This window comes from Sphingobacterium hotanense, assembly GCF_008274825.1.
In the GTDB taxonomy this organism is placed as follows: Bacteria; Bacteroidota; Bacteroidia; order Sphingobacteriales; family Sphingobacteriaceae; genus Sphingobacterium; species Sphingobacterium hotanense.
In genome coordinates this window covers 2,443,800-2,458,045 of the sequence record NZ_CP030848.1, presented here as the reverse complement: position 1 = coordinate 2,458,045, position 14,246 = coordinate 2,443,800, and the positions used below count along the sequence as shown (strand labels likewise).

16 protein-coding genes are annotated in these 14,246 nt (G+C 39.1%); 8 read left to right on the top strand and 8 right to left on the bottom strand.

The features are described from left to right. Position 1 precedes the first annotated feature (1 nt). Positions 2-727, bottom strand: a complete 726-nt coding sequence (locus DSM08_RS10265; RefSeq protein ID WP_149526064.1) for a metallophosphoesterase family protein — start codon at positions 725-727, stop codon at positions 2-4. 279 nt (positions 728-1,006) lie between these two features. Between DSM08_RS10265 and DSM08_RS10260 the strand changes: the two genes are divergently transcribed. Next, positions 1,007-2,335, top strand: a complete 1,329-nt coding sequence (locus DSM08_RS10260) for a MutS-related protein (protein WP_149526063.1) — start codon at positions 1,007-1,009, stop codon at positions 2,333-2,335. A gap of 397 nt (positions 2,336-2,732) precedes the next feature. Continuing rightward, entirely contained in the window at positions 2,733-4,205 is a 1,473-nt protein-coding gene (locus tag DSM08_RS10255) for an ADP-ribosylglycohydrolase family protein (protein WP_149526062.1), read from the top strand. Between the two features lie 264 nt (positions 4,206-4,469). On the opposite strand, the gene DSM08_RS10250 is transcribed toward DSM08_RS10255, so the two are convergent. The 4 genes from DSM08_RS10250 to DSM08_RS10235 all read right to left on the bottom strand — a co-directional run bounded on the left by DSM08_RS10250 (position 4,470) and on the right by DSM08_RS10235 (position 6,922). Beyond that, complete coding sequence (locus tag DSM08_RS10250) at positions 4,470-5,384, bottom strand: NADP-dependent oxidoreductase (protein ID WP_149526061.1); 915 nt, start codon at positions 5,382-5,384, stop codon at positions 4,470-4,472. Between the two features lie 165 nt (positions 5,385-5,549). Further along, positions 5,550-6,170 (bottom strand): HD domain-containing protein, encoded by a 621-nt coding sequence (locus DSM08_RS10245; protein WP_149526060.1) that lies wholly within the window; start codon positions 6,168-6,170, stop codon positions 5,550-5,552. 51 nt (positions 6,171-6,221) lie between these two features. After that, the gene (locus tag DSM08_RS10240) at positions 6,222-6,665 is read right to left on the bottom strand and encodes a DinB family protein (RefSeq protein ID WP_149526059.1); all 444 of its coding nucleotides are present in this window, start codon (positions 6,663-6,665) and stop codon (positions 6,222-6,224) included. 47 nt (positions 6,666-6,712) lie between these two features. Then, entirely contained in the window at positions 6,713-6,922 is a 210-nt protein-coding gene (locus DSM08_RS10235) for a chloride channel protein (protein WP_149527701.1), read from the bottom strand. A 488-nt stretch (positions 6,923-7,410) separates the two neighbouring features. Between DSM08_RS10235 and DSM08_RS10230 the strand changes: the two genes are divergently transcribed. From DSM08_RS10230 to DSM08_RS10215, 4 genes are all read left to right on the top strand, one after another. Further along, a complete protein-coding gene (locus DSM08_RS10230; protein ID WP_149526058.1) occupies positions 7,411-7,617 on the top strand; it encodes a hypothetical protein in 207 nt (68 codons plus the stop codon). A gap of 17 nt (positions 7,618-7,634) precedes the next feature. Beyond that, entirely contained in the window at positions 7,635-7,925 is a 291-nt protein-coding gene (locus tag DSM08_RS19445) for a topoisomerase DNA-binding C4 zinc finger domain-containing protein (protein ID WP_149527700.1), read from the top strand. Positions 7,926-8,082: 157 nt separating this feature from the next. Continuing rightward, positions 8,083-8,616, top strand: a complete 534-nt coding sequence (locus tag DSM08_RS10220) for a BfmA/BtgA family mobilization protein (protein ID WP_149526057.1) — start codon at positions 8,083-8,085, stop codon at positions 8,614-8,616. 10 nt (positions 8,617-8,626) lie between these two features. Next, positions 8,627-9,607, top strand: coding sequence for a DUF5712 family protein (locus DSM08_RS10215; RefSeq protein ID WP_149526056.1), 981 nt, complete (start codon positions 8,627-8,629; stop codon positions 9,605-9,607). A 7-nt stretch (positions 9,608-9,614) separates the two neighbouring features. On the opposite strand, the gene DSM08_RS10210 is transcribed toward DSM08_RS10215, so the two are convergent. The 3 genes from DSM08_RS10210 to DSM08_RS10200 all read right to left on the bottom strand — a co-directional run bounded on the left by DSM08_RS10210 (position 9,615) and on the right by DSM08_RS10200 (position 13,153). After that, a complete protein-coding gene (locus DSM08_RS10210) occupies positions 9,615-11,273 on the bottom strand; it encodes a HEPN domain-containing protein (protein WP_149526055.1) in 1,659 nt (552 codons plus the stop codon). Between the two features lie 58 nt (positions 11,274-11,331). Further along, positions 11,332-12,468 carry a hypothetical protein gene (locus DSM08_RS10205; RefSeq protein ID WP_149526054.1) on the bottom strand — a complete coding sequence of 379 codons (1,137 nt, stop codon included), beginning with the start codon at positions 12,466-12,468 and terminating at the stop codon, positions 11,332-11,334. A gap of 214 nt (positions 12,469-12,682) precedes the next feature. Beyond that, positions 12,683-13,153, bottom strand: coding sequence for a hypothetical protein (locus tag DSM08_RS10200; protein ID WP_149526053.1), 471 nt, complete (start codon positions 13,151-13,153; stop codon positions 12,683-12,685). Positions 13,154-13,321: 168 nt separating this feature from the next. Here DSM08_RS10200 and DSM08_RS10195 point away from each other — a divergent pair, with 168 nt between their 5' ends. Both DSM08_RS10195 and DSM08_RS10190 read left to right on the top strand, forming a co-directional pair. After that, complete coding sequence (locus DSM08_RS10195; protein ID WP_149526052.1) at positions 13,322-13,729, top strand: helix-turn-helix transcriptional regulator; 408 nt, start codon at positions 13,322-13,324, stop codon at positions 13,727-13,729. Between the two features lie 121 nt (positions 13,730-13,850). Further along, a complete protein-coding gene (locus DSM08_RS10190; RefSeq protein ID WP_149526051.1) occupies positions 13,851-14,144 on the top strand; it encodes a helix-turn-helix domain-containing protein in 294 nt (97 codons plus the stop codon). Positions 14,145-14,246: the final 102 nt, after the last annotated feature.

Below are 14,246 nucleotides of genomic sequence, written 5' to 3'. Positions count from 1 at the left end.
ACTATTTAGCGTCCCAAAAGTCCGCATAGAAATCGGGGATGTCACTATTTTTTATAGCATTCCTTACGGACGATTTATTAAAATCTAACTGTATGATCTCTGGGACTATGCGGTCTTTGCAAATTTCAATAATCAAATAGGAAGCGTCTCTATTCGCTTCTTTTGATCGACCCACCGATCCACAATTGATAGCCCATTTGCTGTCGATTGCTTTGATGAAGGAGTAATGTGTATGCCCCATGACTAATGCATCGGCTTGCTCTCGCTCCAACAGAAATGCAAAGGTTTCATCGGGCTCATCTTCATAGAGGTGTTGATTATTGCTGTCGGGATGAGCATGAACCAGCAATATCTGCCAATGCTTGTTTCCAATTCTATAATCCAATCGAATTTGAAAAGGGAGTTCACCTAGAAAGATTTTATTATCGCCAGTAACGATAGCTTTGCTGTGATTGATAGCGATTTCTCTCACTCTTGCTTCCTCGGGAGAATGATGCGCCAAAGAGACGATAGCACTATCTTCTGCGATCCATTGGTCATGATTTCCCTGTATGCAAGGGATATTTAATGTCTTAATTAAGTGAATGCATTCATTTGGCCAGGGTGCAAAGTCTGTCAGGTCGCCCAAGCAATAGACTTGCTGGATTTCTCTAGCCTGAATATCGTCTAGCACATTAATCAATGCTGGTAGATTTCCATGTATATCCGAAATGATCGCTATTCTCATCTTGACCAAAATGTTATCTGAATTTCGGTAAATATGCTTTAAAATCAGTAATTACTGCTATCGATTATAGGTAATGATACGCGCTTTTTACTGAATTTCAGCACTTTATCACTTATTTACTGTTCGCGCAAATCAATATTTTGTAATTATTATTTATCGATTTAATTATGGAGAATGTCGTGTTTTTGCATCTCATAATTATAAGTTAACTAAAACCGTTTTTAAGGGTTTTAAAAAAAGATTTAAGTAAAAACAATAAATTGTATATTAGGAATACTTATGGCAGTAACCTTTCTAATCGACGAACAAACCTTAAAAGATATTCAACTGCGTGATTATAGTGGAAGAACAATCTATGATTTTTTTGATCAAGCCATTACTGAGGGTGGGCAGGATTACTTTCGGGATGTCTTTTACACGCCCTTGTTGAATATTGAAGGTATCAAGGATCGACAGAAGAAAATTCGTCGCCTAGAACCTGTTGCAAATGTAGATTTTCCGTTTTATCGTGTCATCGTTAAGGATTTGGAGAAGTATATCCATGCTTCCCACTCGGGCGCGAGTCATGGCATAAGTTTTCTTGACTTCCTCGGTGTTCGCTCCCCAATATACTATTATCGAAAGCGCTCTATATTAGAAGCCTCAGAGTTTCTAATCTCGTCGATGAAGTTTTATCAGGAAGTCAACAAACATCAGGTTTATGAGGACATGACGGAAATGATCAATTTGACGAACGACTGCCTCAACCAAATATATAAAGGGAAAAAGCATGTAACCGACAAACTTAAAGTCAATATATTGAATATTGAATCGCTCGACCGATTAATTCGTTATGAGTTAGCTCCAAAGTTGAAGAAGTTGATACGTTTCTTTTTTGAAGTGGACGCCTACCTGGCTGTAGCCAAAATATCAAAAAGCTTAGGATTCTGTTATCCAGAAGTTTACCCTAAGAATGAAACCGGCGAGATCAAGATGGAAGGTGTTTATCATATTTTTCATAAAGCGCCCGTAAAAAATGATATTTCATTGAAACAGGAGAAGAAGATTTGGTTCCTGACAGGGGCAAATATGGCGGGTAAATCCTCGATTATCAAATCTATTGCCTCCGCACTTTACCTTACGCATATCGGCTTTCCTGTGCCTGCAGATGCTATACAAACCGATCTTATCGACGGGGTATTTACGAGTATCAATTTGCAAGATAATCTAGAGTTGGGGTATAGCCATTTCTATGTGGAAGCGATCCGTTTAAAGGAAATCGTCGATCAATTGCCAGTGGATTCGAATGCGCTCATTATCCTTGACGAACTTTTTAAAGGGACAAATCATAGCGATGCGTCAAATGCTATTCTTGATGTCATGAAAAGCCTTGCGGAAGTCGATGGCCCCTATGTAATTGTGTCATCGCATATTACCGAGCTCTCCAAACAGCTTCAGGAGGTGCCTTCCATTGATTTTATGCGGATGAAGATAGAAGGTGATGAAAATGGATTGCCAGTATTTACGTATAAGATTGCCCCTGGTATTGCTGAAGAGAAGCTAGGGATGTGGCTCTTAAAGCAAAGTGGCGTATTTACTTCTATTGATCGGCTAAAGGGGGATAAGTAGGGTGGGCGACCATTTATTCCTATCATTAGGCTCAAAACGTATCAATACATAATTTTCTAGAATTGAAAATTATATCACCCTTGACATTTGCTAATGGGAATGTTGTAAAGTTTGATTATTTCAGGATTTATCGTATTGATATATAGCTGTATATAAGCAAATACAAATTGTAGGTGCCAATTTGTAATTATCAATTTTGTACAAAATATGTCTTTTTCTGATTAGGGTTTCATTTACTTTTATGGTATTAGCCTTGCGTATAGCCATAATGCTAACGCTGTAAAACCAAAAAATCTATGAAGAAAAACTTTTTATTCCAAAAATCGCTCTTGCTTTATGTGCTGTTTGTTTCACGGCCGCCAGCTATGCGCAAAACAGTCTTCCGAAGCAAGCGAAAATGAAACCCGAAGTATTAAAGGATAAACTTAAAGGCGGATGGGCTGGTCAAGTGATAGGTGTAACCTTTGGTGGCCCAACTGAATTTAAATATAACGGCACTTATATTCCGGATAATAAGGTGATTCCTTGGTATGATGGTTATATCAAGAAAACCATGATCGAGTTGCCAGGGCTGTACGATGATGTCTATATGGATCTCACCTTCGTGGATGTAATCGAGAAGAAAGGAATTGACGCACCGGCGGCAGATTTTGCTAACGCTTTCGCCAATGCGGAATATGTTCTTTGGCATGCAAATCAAGCGGCCCGCTATAATATATTGAATGGTGTGATGCCGCCTGAGTCGGGACATTGGCTTAACAACCCACATGCAGATGACATCGATTACCAAATCGAAGCTGACTTTGCAGGGTTAATGAACCCCGGCATGCCGAATTCGGCTTCTGATATATCGGATAAAGTTGGCCATATTATGAATTACGGCGATGGATGGTATGGCGGTGTTTATGTCGGAGCATTGTACACTATCGCTTATATCTCTGATGATGTCAATTTCGTAGTCAAGGAAGCCTTGAAGACCGTGCCAGCGCAGAGTGATTTTTATAAATGTATAGCAGACGTGATCAAATGGCATGCTCAATATCCGAATGATTGGAAGCAAACCTGGTTCGAGCTGCAGAAGAAATGGTCAGAAGCGCATGGATGTCCGGACGGAGCATTTGGCCCATTTAATATCGATGCAAAGATCAATGCAGCCTATATCGTACTTGGATTATTGTATGGGGAGGGTGACTTCACCAAGACGCTAGAGATATCGACGCGAGCAGGGCAGGACTCCGATTGTAATCCTTCGAATGCTGGAGGTGTTTTGGGGACTATATTAGGCTATGATAAAATTCCGACTTATTGGAAAATGGGACTTAAAGAAGCCGAAGATATCAACTTCAAGTACACCGATATTTCTTTAAATAAGGTTTACGAGATTGGTTATAAACATGCTATTCAGATGATTAAGAGGAATGGTGGTAAAGTAGGGGCTAATGAGATTGTGATCAATGTACAGCAACCAAAGGCTGTTCGCTATGAAAAAGCGTTCGAGGGAACCTATCCGATTGAGCGTATGAATTTGGGCAGCAGAAAACTGACGTCAGAACATGCTTTCGATTTCACCGGAACGGGCATCGTGATCAAGGGAAATGCTGCTAAAGATGCAAACATCACGGAAGAGTACACGCTTGAATTGACGGTTTACATCGATGGCAAAGAAGTGGAACGCACGAAAATGCCAACGGATTACCAAACGAGGAAGCACGAAATCTTCTGGAAGTATCAGCTACCAAAAGGAAAACATAATGTAAAAGTCGTCGTAACGAACCCTAAAAAAGGGTATCACATTCGAATGACCGATGCGATTATCTACTCTGACGCACCAATCGATGGGATTCATTTCCATGAGGGCAAAGGTCATTAGATAACATCGTCGAGAATTATGCCGAAGACGAATAAGGGAATTCAAATAATCAACCTTTAGTTATAGGGCTTTCATAGGCTATTTAGAGCCCAATGAAAGCCCTTTCCAGTTGGGTCTGCTTTGGGTTTGTATTGGGTTTGAAAGGGTTTTTAAAAGGGGAGTAGGTTGAAGTAGGGTAGTACATCCTTTGTTGAACAACTATACAAGAAAAGCCAAGTCTACTGACCTGGCTTTTTCATTCGAGTTATTTATAGGGGTTTGTTATTAGAACGTTAGCACAATTTTACCTCTAGTGTGACCTTCTAATATCTTGCTATAGGCTTCTGCTGCATTTTCAAATGGGAATGTACTGTCGATTTCCCAGGTAAATTTTCCGGCTTCGATGCCATTGACTACATGTTGTAAATTTTGTGGATTTCTTTTCACCCAGAAAGGTACTACACGTTTTGAAGAAGTCGGTTTTCCTGCAATTGTACCGATAACTCCGTCTTCTTTTACGACCTCAAGAGACACCTGTGTGGCTTGTTCATTTCCGACCATGTCGATGGATGCATCGAATGCGTTCGGGAAGACTTCTTTGATTCGTCCTGTTAATCCGTCTCCGTATTCTACTGCGGTAGCGCCTAGGGAATTCACGTATTCCAGGTTTCTTTTTGATGACGTTCCTACAACGGTTATACCTCTTTCTTTCGCTAATTGAACGATGATAGAACCGACACCGCCAGACGCGCCATGTACTAATAATGACTTGATAGGTCCAATTTCATCAAGCACTGTTGTTGCTGTTTGTGCAACACCAGCAATAGAGCCTGCTACTTCCCACGCGATATTTTCGGGACGACGAATAAGGTTTCCAACAGGAACATCGATTACCGTAGCATGGGTAAAACCATTTCCAGAGCCCAGAACAGCATCACCTACTTTAAAATCACTATGGTCGTCTGCGATCTCAATGATTTCTCCGGTGAATTCTGTACCGAATGTTTGCGGTAATCCAGCGTGCTTAAACTCGCCGGTCATGCGTCTTGCATCGATGGGATTGATCCCTGCTGCCTTGACACGGATTCTTGCAAAGCCCTGTGGTAGGGTATCGAATGTGATTTCCTGAAATTCTAGGACATCTGATGGTCCATATGATTTTGCGATAAGTACTTTAGATGTATGGGTGTTGTTTTCCATTTTATTTTCGTTTCGATATACAAAGGTAACTATCAGATTTTTTGATGTAGCATGGCTTACTTGAGGGTTACTAGTTTACTGGGGGTAACTAGTTTAGAGCAAATTACAGTGCTGGAGTAAATAGATTAATGTTCAAGTATTATTTAAAGGATCTATCCTTACACATCAATATAATGCCAATTCTCTTGCTATATTGGCTCTCGCTTGTTCCTCGTATCGTTCCTGAAACCAATGAGTCTTAAAAACTTGGTCTTTGGCTAAAAAGTGATTTAAGACTTTACGACGTCCGGACAGATAAATTATGTCAGGATATATCGCATACTCTTTCCGTATATTTTTTGTGTATTGCAAGTAATCTTCCCAGGGCTTCCCCAAAATGCTAAGATCTGCATCAACTAGGTAATTGAAGTCAGATTCTTGGTGAAGCTCGTGTTTTTTTGTAGCTAAAATCAACGCCACGATTAGATCGATTTGTTTATTATTTAGGCTTGTATTGATTAGTCGCTCTCTCGCATAGATAGCACTATCTTCCTCATTACTATTAGATTGGGGTATGTAAATAACGTCATGATAAAATACAGCAAACCAGATTAAATCAATATTCACTAGCATTTCCTTTACCGCTTCCAATTCTGTTAGCATTGCTTCAATATGGTGTAAGTTATGGTAGTATCTTCCGTTGGAAAGATACTGATGCTTTAGCGCAGTCCAATACTGTTTGATAAGTTTATTATCGGTTCCGTATTTTGAATACAGCTCGATAAAATGTGATTCAAGATGCTTCATGATATTGAGGTAATTTTATGTCCATTCATTCAAGGAATTCTAAAACCTTACTTAACGTTTGTAATGAATGTAATCGGTCAGGAGAGGAGTTAAACCAATTACTTTAAAATCGCTTGCAATTTGCGCTCTGTGATAAGTTGTATGGTTGATGATATGAAACAGTATATCGCGAACATTGCGTTCAAATTGCTGTCCTTGGCTATTTGTGTATATGCCAATATGGTCTAATGCATAGTTCTCCAAAATATCTTCACTAGACTTGAAATTCGTCAACTCGATTTCCAGCATGACTTCCTTCGGTTGATTCTGCCATACTGCAAATAATGGTTTTTCTCCAGCAATCCTATAGTTCCAGATGTGATGTGCATTCAGCATATGGCTCATTAAAGAAGTGGTTTTTTCAGAAACTTGTGAAGGGTCTTGATTTATAACATCAATTAACTGTCGATTGTAATAGGAGCTATATTCTAGAAGTTCTTTAAAGAAATCTTTCATGTTTGGTGCATTTATTAGACATGAAGATATAGAATTCTTTCTATTACTTATCCCTTGTTTAGATGGAAATCGTAAGTGTAGATAATGTACGGTAAGATTAATCTAGCGAAGTATTTCGCTGCAAAAGTTGCGATCAGAATGGGAACAAAAAGTTGATATCCATTAGGAACTAAATTACAAACCAATACTAGGGCTGTCAATGGCGCATAAATCGATGCAGATAAGGTAGCAGCGGCGCCAACTACAGCAAAGTTTATACTCTAAAATAGGATAGAAGTTTTTTTGGTATCCTATCTCACGTTGGTAACAACTGCGGCATTAAACCAACTGTAAGAATAGTAAGAATAAAGAATGAGAAGTTAATATTTATGAAGTGATTGAAACTGAGCTGTTCAGGAAAACGATGGGCAATTCCACACTGTGGAGGGGCGCAAACCACCTCCCAATAGTCCTGCAAGCTCAGTTCAGATACTAAAGTTAAAGTCCTTCAATGAGAAATCCAAATTCAGTGGACTGACACACAAGTCCACAGTTTTTTAAACTTAACTAAACCTTAGTTCTCAAGACTATATAATAGCTATCATGAACTAAGGTACTAATCAAAAACCAGAATGTTTACCACAGGAGAGCTTTATTAGCTACAATCCATAGTCGACAAGTTATAAAAATGACTACCTCTAGTTATTTTTTGATAAATGCTTAAAAATTATTTTTGCTAAGCACATAGAGAGAATTATTTAATATCATGAAAACATCAAAAACAATTTTCACAGCTATATTGGTATGCTTTTTTGCATTTGCCAACGCACAAGAATCAGAATTAATCTTTGATTATCACTTAAGAATTTACAATGGGGTAAATAAAGTTTTTAAAAAAAGAGCCGTCTTTACTTGGGATGGAAAAAACAATGCCACGATGAGCCACGATGGAGAACTTCTGCTGAAGAGCTAGGCAGGGATTTGGCTTTTATGATGACCAAGAGCAATGGAATGGTATCTGTTACTCACTGCCCTTATTGCAAGACGGGTAAACTTGTCGTTCGAAAGGGGAAAAAAGATGGGAGTGAATTTCTTGGATGTTCGAATTTTCCTCAATGTGCGCAAACTTTTAAAACTACAGATATTTTAAGTAGCAACCTTCTTTGTTCCAAGTGCCAAAGTGGATTCATGCTACTTAAGAAAGGCAAATATGGAGATTTCTTGGGCTGCACAAATTATCCAAGGTGCACATACACCATTAAAAAGCATGCGAAAAATTAAGTTTCTATCCGCCAATGCATGATTATACCTTTGATAAAGAACAGGTTCTTATAAATAATTGAATCATTACTGTTCAATACTATTTAAATGATAGCTAAGCATTTGCCAAGCTTAAACGGCCTTGATAAATTATGCTGTTAACAAATCAGTACGCAGCATGGACAATATTCAAGATGGAACAAAGTCTGTACGTTTCCCAATCGCTACAGACGAAAAGCTTTCTAAACTTTCTCTGAAACTAGGACGTTCGAAGAAAATGATCATTTGCCAAACGGTGGACTATTTTTATCACACCAAGAAGGATCCGGTAGATGTAAATGACGAATTATTGAAAAGGCAGATATCCTCGGGCATTTCACGGATCATAGCGTTTTCAAAACAGCAGGAAAAAGATCTGATTATACCGCAATACGGGATTCTAGATCGGCTTGATGCATCAATTAACATGGTACTCGACCAATCGGAAAACTTCGCAGAAAAGTTAGGCCAGATCAATGAGTCGCAACAACGCTATATGAAAATGTTTGCGGAATTTTCCCACAGCTCATTAGATAAGAATACATTGAAATCTCGTTTCAAGCTCATTTTGGAATCCTATATCTCCTCGCGTGATAAACTAGGATGGAATGCTTCTGCTACAGGCAAAGAAGAAATTCGTAGAAATGCCTTGGAAGCCTTGTTCAGGCTTTAATACGTGAGCCATGTTCATCAATATTACGAAATCTGAAACAGGCGGGAATACGGGGAGTTGTGCACAGTTGGTCAATTATTTGGAAAAGGAAAATAAGCTGGTAGGCTTTTCAAAGGAACTTTGGTTCAATGAATCCTCGAACATCATTGCACCTTTCAAAGTACGTAGTTCCATTGACGCGAATGTCGCAAAGCTAAGTAAGATAGATGGTAAGTTTTATTTGGTCAATCTTAGTCCCAGCCAAAAAGAGTTGTCTTACTTAAAAGAACGGTTTGGCGAGGAAAAGGTCGCGGAAAAGCTAAAAGAGTATGCTATTAAAATGATGGACGAATATGCCAAGAATTTTAAGCGCAAAGGGGTGACTTCCAACAGAGATCTGCTATGGTTCGGGAAAGTTGAAAAATTTAGATACTATAGTTATAAAGATAAACAGGTCAAAGATGGGTCTAAAAAGGCAGGGGATCGAAAAGAAGGTTTACAGTATCACATTCAGATCATTGTTAGCAGAAAAGATATAACCAATTCCATTAAGTTAAGTCCGCAAAATACATCCCGTGGCAAGAACCAAGTTCACTCGCAGAAAATGGGTCAATTCGATAGATTTGCATTTAAGCAAAGCGGGGAGGATGTCTTTGACGAATCTTTTGGATTCGAGCGATCTTACCAAAATAGTTTGGCCTACAGTAATGCGGTGAAGAAGGGGGATAGGTCGACGAATATTAAATACGCTGGAGTTGGAAAACTGGTTTCACAGTTTGCGGTTCTCGCCAGCAATGCTGGAGAGATAATCCAAGAAATCGATCGTCACGCATTCCGGCATAGAAGCAGCGCTGACTCTATCCGTTCAGTTGTGAAAATCTTGAATAATCTTCATTGGTTTTTAAAACGTAGAAGATTATTGCGACACCAACGATTGCCATCTTTTCTGCGCGGTTTGATATGGGGCCATCGAGTGGCAACAAGATTGACTCGAAAGCGCCGCAGGTATTAATGGATATTTAAACAAAGTCTTCTGTTTTACATATCGTTTCACACTCCTCGAGAAATCGTTCACACTTTTCTTCAAGAAAGTGTATCCAAATATCGGGATTGGTATGAACGGACCGAAATTTCAATACTGAAGGTGCTTCTACAAGTTGCTGAAAGCTTTGGAGTTCCTCTTGAGAAGTTCTAGGGAAAATCTCTCGTGGGAATTCCCAAAAGCTATCGCTAAGCAAAAAGAGCTGATTGAGCTTGCTGGAATAGGGAACGATATCCAAAATGGAAGAGAGCAAGCCTAAGCAGCATTGCTCCAAACATTGGTTAAATAGAGCGAGCTTGACGGTAAACCGACTTGCCCCCTTAAGAAATTTGCCTGCGCTAAAGCAAGCCTGCGCGTTCTTTATTCGATTTTTTAGAATAAGCTTCTTAGCTGCCATTTCTTCTGGAGACCGTTCTCCTAGATTTCCATGGAACTGCCACGCTATCGAACTGCCGAACAGAAGATTTAGCTGATCCATTAAGATCCTATGGAAAAACTTGTGGTTTTTGCTTAAACCGTGCTGAATTTGATTTTTAGAAAAATTCAATAATTGTATGCTCAATTTTGGATCTTGGTTCAAGGAAGCCATCAATGAAAATACATGTTTTTTCTGGTCACTTTCCGTGACCACTAGAAGATCCAAATGCTGAATTAGCTCACTGCTGCCTGGGTGCAATACGTTGTAAATAATTTCATTTTTACTTTTTCGGTAACCAAACCTAAAGATTTGGAGAACCCCTTGGATTTTTTCTGAAATCTGTTGGACAATCAGTTGAGGAAGTTCAGTCTGGATAACCTCAGTGGTAGGATCGGAGCTAGAAAGAATCAAATCTACCTCGCGCAAGATGTTCTCCGATCGACAATCAACGATTTGCTTAAAAATATAGTTGGCGTTCGCATGTAGCTTTACCATCCTCAATTCAAGCTTATCGAGTGTACTAAGCCTGACCTCGTAACTTTCTTCATAACGCGAGGCTCGGTATAGCTCTATTAGCGTTTCCAGTAATGAAATATCTTCCTCATCGTTCTGATCGAAAAGCTCGTTATATAACGGTGTCAACTCCATTAGATAGTTATGATGATTTCTGATGGAATGAGAAATTCTCTCTTTTGAGATCAGTAGAATCTCCATCGCTTTGTAGGTGAGCTCCATAGATTGATGTAGCATAAAAGCTGCACAGGTGTATTTTCGCCTGCTTTTCAGATAATGATATCCCTCAGTAAATTCGGTGATCTTTAAGAACTGTCGCTCCCATAACAAGCGCGTTGAACTTATACATTCTTGCTGCGTCGGAATTTCTTCTTCTAGGGCAATTGCTGACTTCGGATAAACTCTATATTCAGCTTTACAATTGTCCGTTAAATATAGATTCCCCTCGGCTATTCTCTTCCTTGTGTGTTTCAAGGAAAAGCAGATTGGTTCGAAGTTATTGAACTCCCTGATCTTGTTTTTGATTTTGGGCACGATTTCTCCTAGAATGCGGTGGTATTTATCACATAGAATGATGATGAGGCTATAAGTGGGCGTTTTGTTTAACGATGGTCGGATGTAGATCGCTTCGATCGAAAAACAAGATACTAATAGAGCGGTCAACCGCTCTAGTTGTGTGGTCTGGTATTCGTTTAATGGCTGCATAACTTTTTTTTATTAAGTTTGGTTGTGACTATTTTCACTCTGGTCGACTGTTATAATTTCATAGGTACGTTTCTTCATCAAAGGGGTCTTCCCAAGACATAAAGCATACAAGTTCAGACAAATGTATCATCCCTTCGATCAGTTCTAACATCGAACAATATGATCTCATTTTTCTTTGTGGGCAGGGGCTGTCGCTTAGCAGGGTCTGCAGACAACCTTCCCACAGTTTGTACCAATAAGTGATATCTTTTTTTGCGAATTTATTTGCAAGGAAAGTCCATGCATGCGTTAGATTTAGCCGTTTAATGCTTTTTAAGGACTTTTGGACGTTTTTGGGGTATTTCCACGGCACCGACAGGTCGATTTTTGCTTCCAATGCTCCAAGCCAGGTTCGCCAAAATTCGTCGATCAGAAACAGGTATTCGTAAAACAAAGGGATAATGTTGCCTGGATGTTCGTGCGATTTCCAATAACCTTCAGCATTTAGTATTTCTATCGAAATGGAGATGCCAGATAGCAATTTGTCTTTGCTGGTTAGATAAAAGATTTCGTCCAAACCGTAATCATAATCATATATCGTATCGCGCATCTTATGCTCTTTAAGGTACTCGTCCCATTTACTTCGGTTAAAAATGGGCCCTTGCAAGGCAGAAGAGAGTTCATGTAACTTGTAAACTGTGTTAATCAATTCATCTATCGACCGAAATACCTCCACATTCTGGAGCTCCAGGTCTAGATGCTCTATGTCGCTTGGTTCCAGTCCTAGCAGGAAAAACTCGTAAAGGACAGATTTTAGAACGCACATCGTATTCGAGCAAAAGATCTTTTCTAAGTTCAGTAATGCGCTTGAAAATTCGTCTTGGATACACAAGCTCTTTTCTTCACCGCCCTGCAATGAGGCGTACGCGGGAATTAGATCATCTGAGAAAAGACCATTTCTATTCTTGTTGATGAGCCAGGCAACCTCGATCAACTTGATGATGTGTCTGAATTTCTTATAAAGCAGGAGTGGAGATTCGTATTTTTTCCATTGGCCGGAACGGAAAGATGGGATTAATATTTCATAAAGTTCATCCGAAGCGAGCTCTACAGAGCGGAACTTCTTCAAAATCTTTGCAAGGGCAGCAAAAGGATTGAGGATCTCAGCATCACTCAATTGAACGATATAGTCATTATTAGAATGTACACGGTGCATAGTGTCAGTTTTTAATCAATTATTTCTCTGAATCGGCTGAGACATATTGGTGAGATAAATGGCTATTGTGTGCGCAATTATATTATGTAAAAAGCATCCGAATCTAAACTTCCTTCAATATTCTTGTATATGACTAAAAAAGTCTTTTTCGAAATAGGAATATCTTACAACGAGTTCATACAAACAGCTCGGTGAAGGCAGTAATGCTTATCGGCTAGTACTCCTCCAATATCGAAACATCCCCGTTGTGTCTGTTCATTTCAAACCAACGTTTGAACCAGTACTGCATATACATATGTTTGTTTTTCCAAAACAGTTCCCTGTCCTTGTAATCTATAGTGCTAACGGTCTCATCGATTTTCCGTTGTGATTTTAATTCATTGAACATCTGCATGATCTGCCTTTTAGTATAGAACGGCTGGCCAAACTTGCAGCACAGAAAAAACTTTTTGGCGATTTTGCGTTGTTTACTGGTAGCTGAATCATGATGGGAATAGCTCAACATCCAAATAAAATCGTTGAGCATTTTTTCAACCTCGACCTCTAGTACGGCGCATAACATTCGGAGATTTGATGGGATATTCAATTTTACCTCTCGAGGTCTGCTGGAATACATTTCATCAATTTCAGCATATTGGTGGTACATGTCTACCGTTAATATCCGGTCTTTCTTTTTCTTCTTCATATCCTGTGTATTTTGGTTTACACAAATGAACACGGTCTGAGCTATGTAGCGAACCAAAAACGGTTGTAAAAAACCACAGTAGCCAGTATTCTACAAGGCTTATCTTGTTTTGTACCATCTAATAATAATTCGTAACTTGAATGGTGAATATTTTTTAACTTTGGACTTATGAGTACAACTAACACGACAAACCATATAGGAAGAAAAGTCAGCCGCATTCGTGAATTGCGGGGGATGAAACAAGAAGCTCTGGCAATGGAATTGGGCGTAAGTCAGCAGACAGTCTCCAATATTGAGAAAAGTGCTACAATCGAGTCAGATTTGTTAGCTCAGGTAGCCAAAATCTTGGGGGTAACTCCCGAAGCTATAGAGAATTTTAGTGAGGAAGCGGTATTCAATATTATCAATAACACATTCAATAATAATAGTAGCGATAATTCAACGCTTATTGCAAGTTCCGCCAATTACTTGCCGACGTTTAATACTACTGATAAATTAGTTGAACTTTACGAACGTTTACTTCAAGCCGAGAAAGATAAAGTTTCTTATTTAGAAGAGCTCTTGCGAAATAAGTAACTACAACATTTTTTAGCTTTTCTGATCAGTCGGCCATCCTATGCACACTTTTGCAGAGGTGGTGTTAATCTCATTTTTTCGTTCTAAATTAATTTCTCAATGGAAACTTAATTAGAACAATATGAGAAATTTAAGGAAAGATCAGATCGTCACGATCGAAGACCTAGAGACTGCAAAATCCGAGATTTTAGAATGTATTAAGCGGATTGGAACCGAGCGTAATTTGAACTCACCTGTTCATAGATGGTTGAAATCGGCAGAGGTCAGAGCCCTATTGGGCTTTTCTCCCGGGAAGCTTCAGGCTGTTAGGGAAAGTGGTTTACTCAAATACACTAAAATAGGAGGGAACATCTATTATGATCCAGAGGATTTAAAAAGTCTTTTTAGTAACAATCAGTTTAAATGTCGATCGTAAGATGAGTGGCCTCGGACGTGCCGTTCCCCCAAAATGGCAATATGTAAAAATTTACTTTTTTGAGAAGGGGCAATCGCAACTTGTTGCAAAAAGTTTTTTTGA

What these genes read in the sequence shown, in the direction of transcription:
- DSM08_RS10265 (WP_149526064.1), bottom strand. Translation starts at nt 727, where the DNA reads ATGAGAATAGCGATCATTTCGGATATACATGGAAATCTACCAGCATTG.
- DSM08_RS10260 (WP_149526063.1), top strand. Translation starts at nt 1,007, where the DNA reads ATGGCAGTAACCTTTCTAATCGACGAACAAACCTTAAAAGATATTCAA.
- DSM08_RS10255 (WP_149526062.1), top strand. Translation starts at nt 2,733, where the DNA reads ATGAAACCCGAAGTATTAAAGGATAAACTTAAAGGCGGATGGGCTGGT.
- DSM08_RS10250 (WP_149526061.1), bottom strand. Translation starts at nt 5,384, where the DNA reads ATGGAAAACAACACCCATACATCTAAAGTACTTATCGCAAAATCATAT.
- DSM08_RS10245 (WP_149526060.1), bottom strand. Translation starts at nt 6,170, where the DNA reads ATGAAGCATCTTGAATCACATTTTATCGAGCTGTATTCAAAATACGGA.
- DSM08_RS10240 (WP_149526059.1), bottom strand. Translation starts at nt 6,665, where the DNA reads ATGAAAGATTTCTTTAAAGAACTTCTAGAATATAGCTCCTATTACAAT.
- DSM08_RS10230 (WP_149526058.1), top strand. Translation starts at nt 7,411, where the DNA reads ATGAAAACATCAAAAACAATTTTCACAGCTATATTGGTATGCTTTTTT.
- DSM08_RS19445 (WP_149527700.1), top strand. Translation starts at nt 7,635, where the DNA reads ATGATGACCAAGAGCAATGGAATGGTATCTGTTACTCACTGCCCTTAT.
- DSM08_RS10220 (WP_149526057.1), top strand. Translation starts at nt 8,083, where the DNA reads ATGGACAATATTCAAGATGGAACAAAGTCTGTACGTTTCCCAATCGCT.
- DSM08_RS10215 (WP_149526056.1), top strand. Translation starts at nt 8,627, where the DNA reads ATGTTCATCAATATTACGAAATCTGAAACAGGCGGGAATACGGGGAGT.
- DSM08_RS10210 (WP_149526055.1), bottom strand. Translation starts at nt 11,273, where the DNA reads ATGCAGCCATTAAACGAATACCAGACCACACAACTAGAGCGGTTGACC.
- DSM08_RS10205 (WP_149526054.1), bottom strand. Translation starts at nt 12,468, where the DNA reads ATGCACCGTGTACATTCTAATAATGACTATATCGTTCAATTGAGTGAT.
- DSM08_RS10200 (WP_149526053.1), bottom strand. Translation starts at nt 13,153, where the DNA reads ATGAAGAAGAAAAAGAAAGACCGGATATTAACGGTAGACATGTACCAC.
- DSM08_RS10195 (WP_149526052.1), top strand. Translation starts at nt 13,322, where the DNA reads ATGAGTACAACTAACACGACAAACCATATAGGAAGAAAAGTCAGCCGC.
- DSM08_RS10190 (WP_149526051.1), top strand. Translation starts at nt 13,851, where the DNA reads ATGAGAAATTTAAGGAAAGATCAGATCGTCACGATCGAAGACCTAGAG.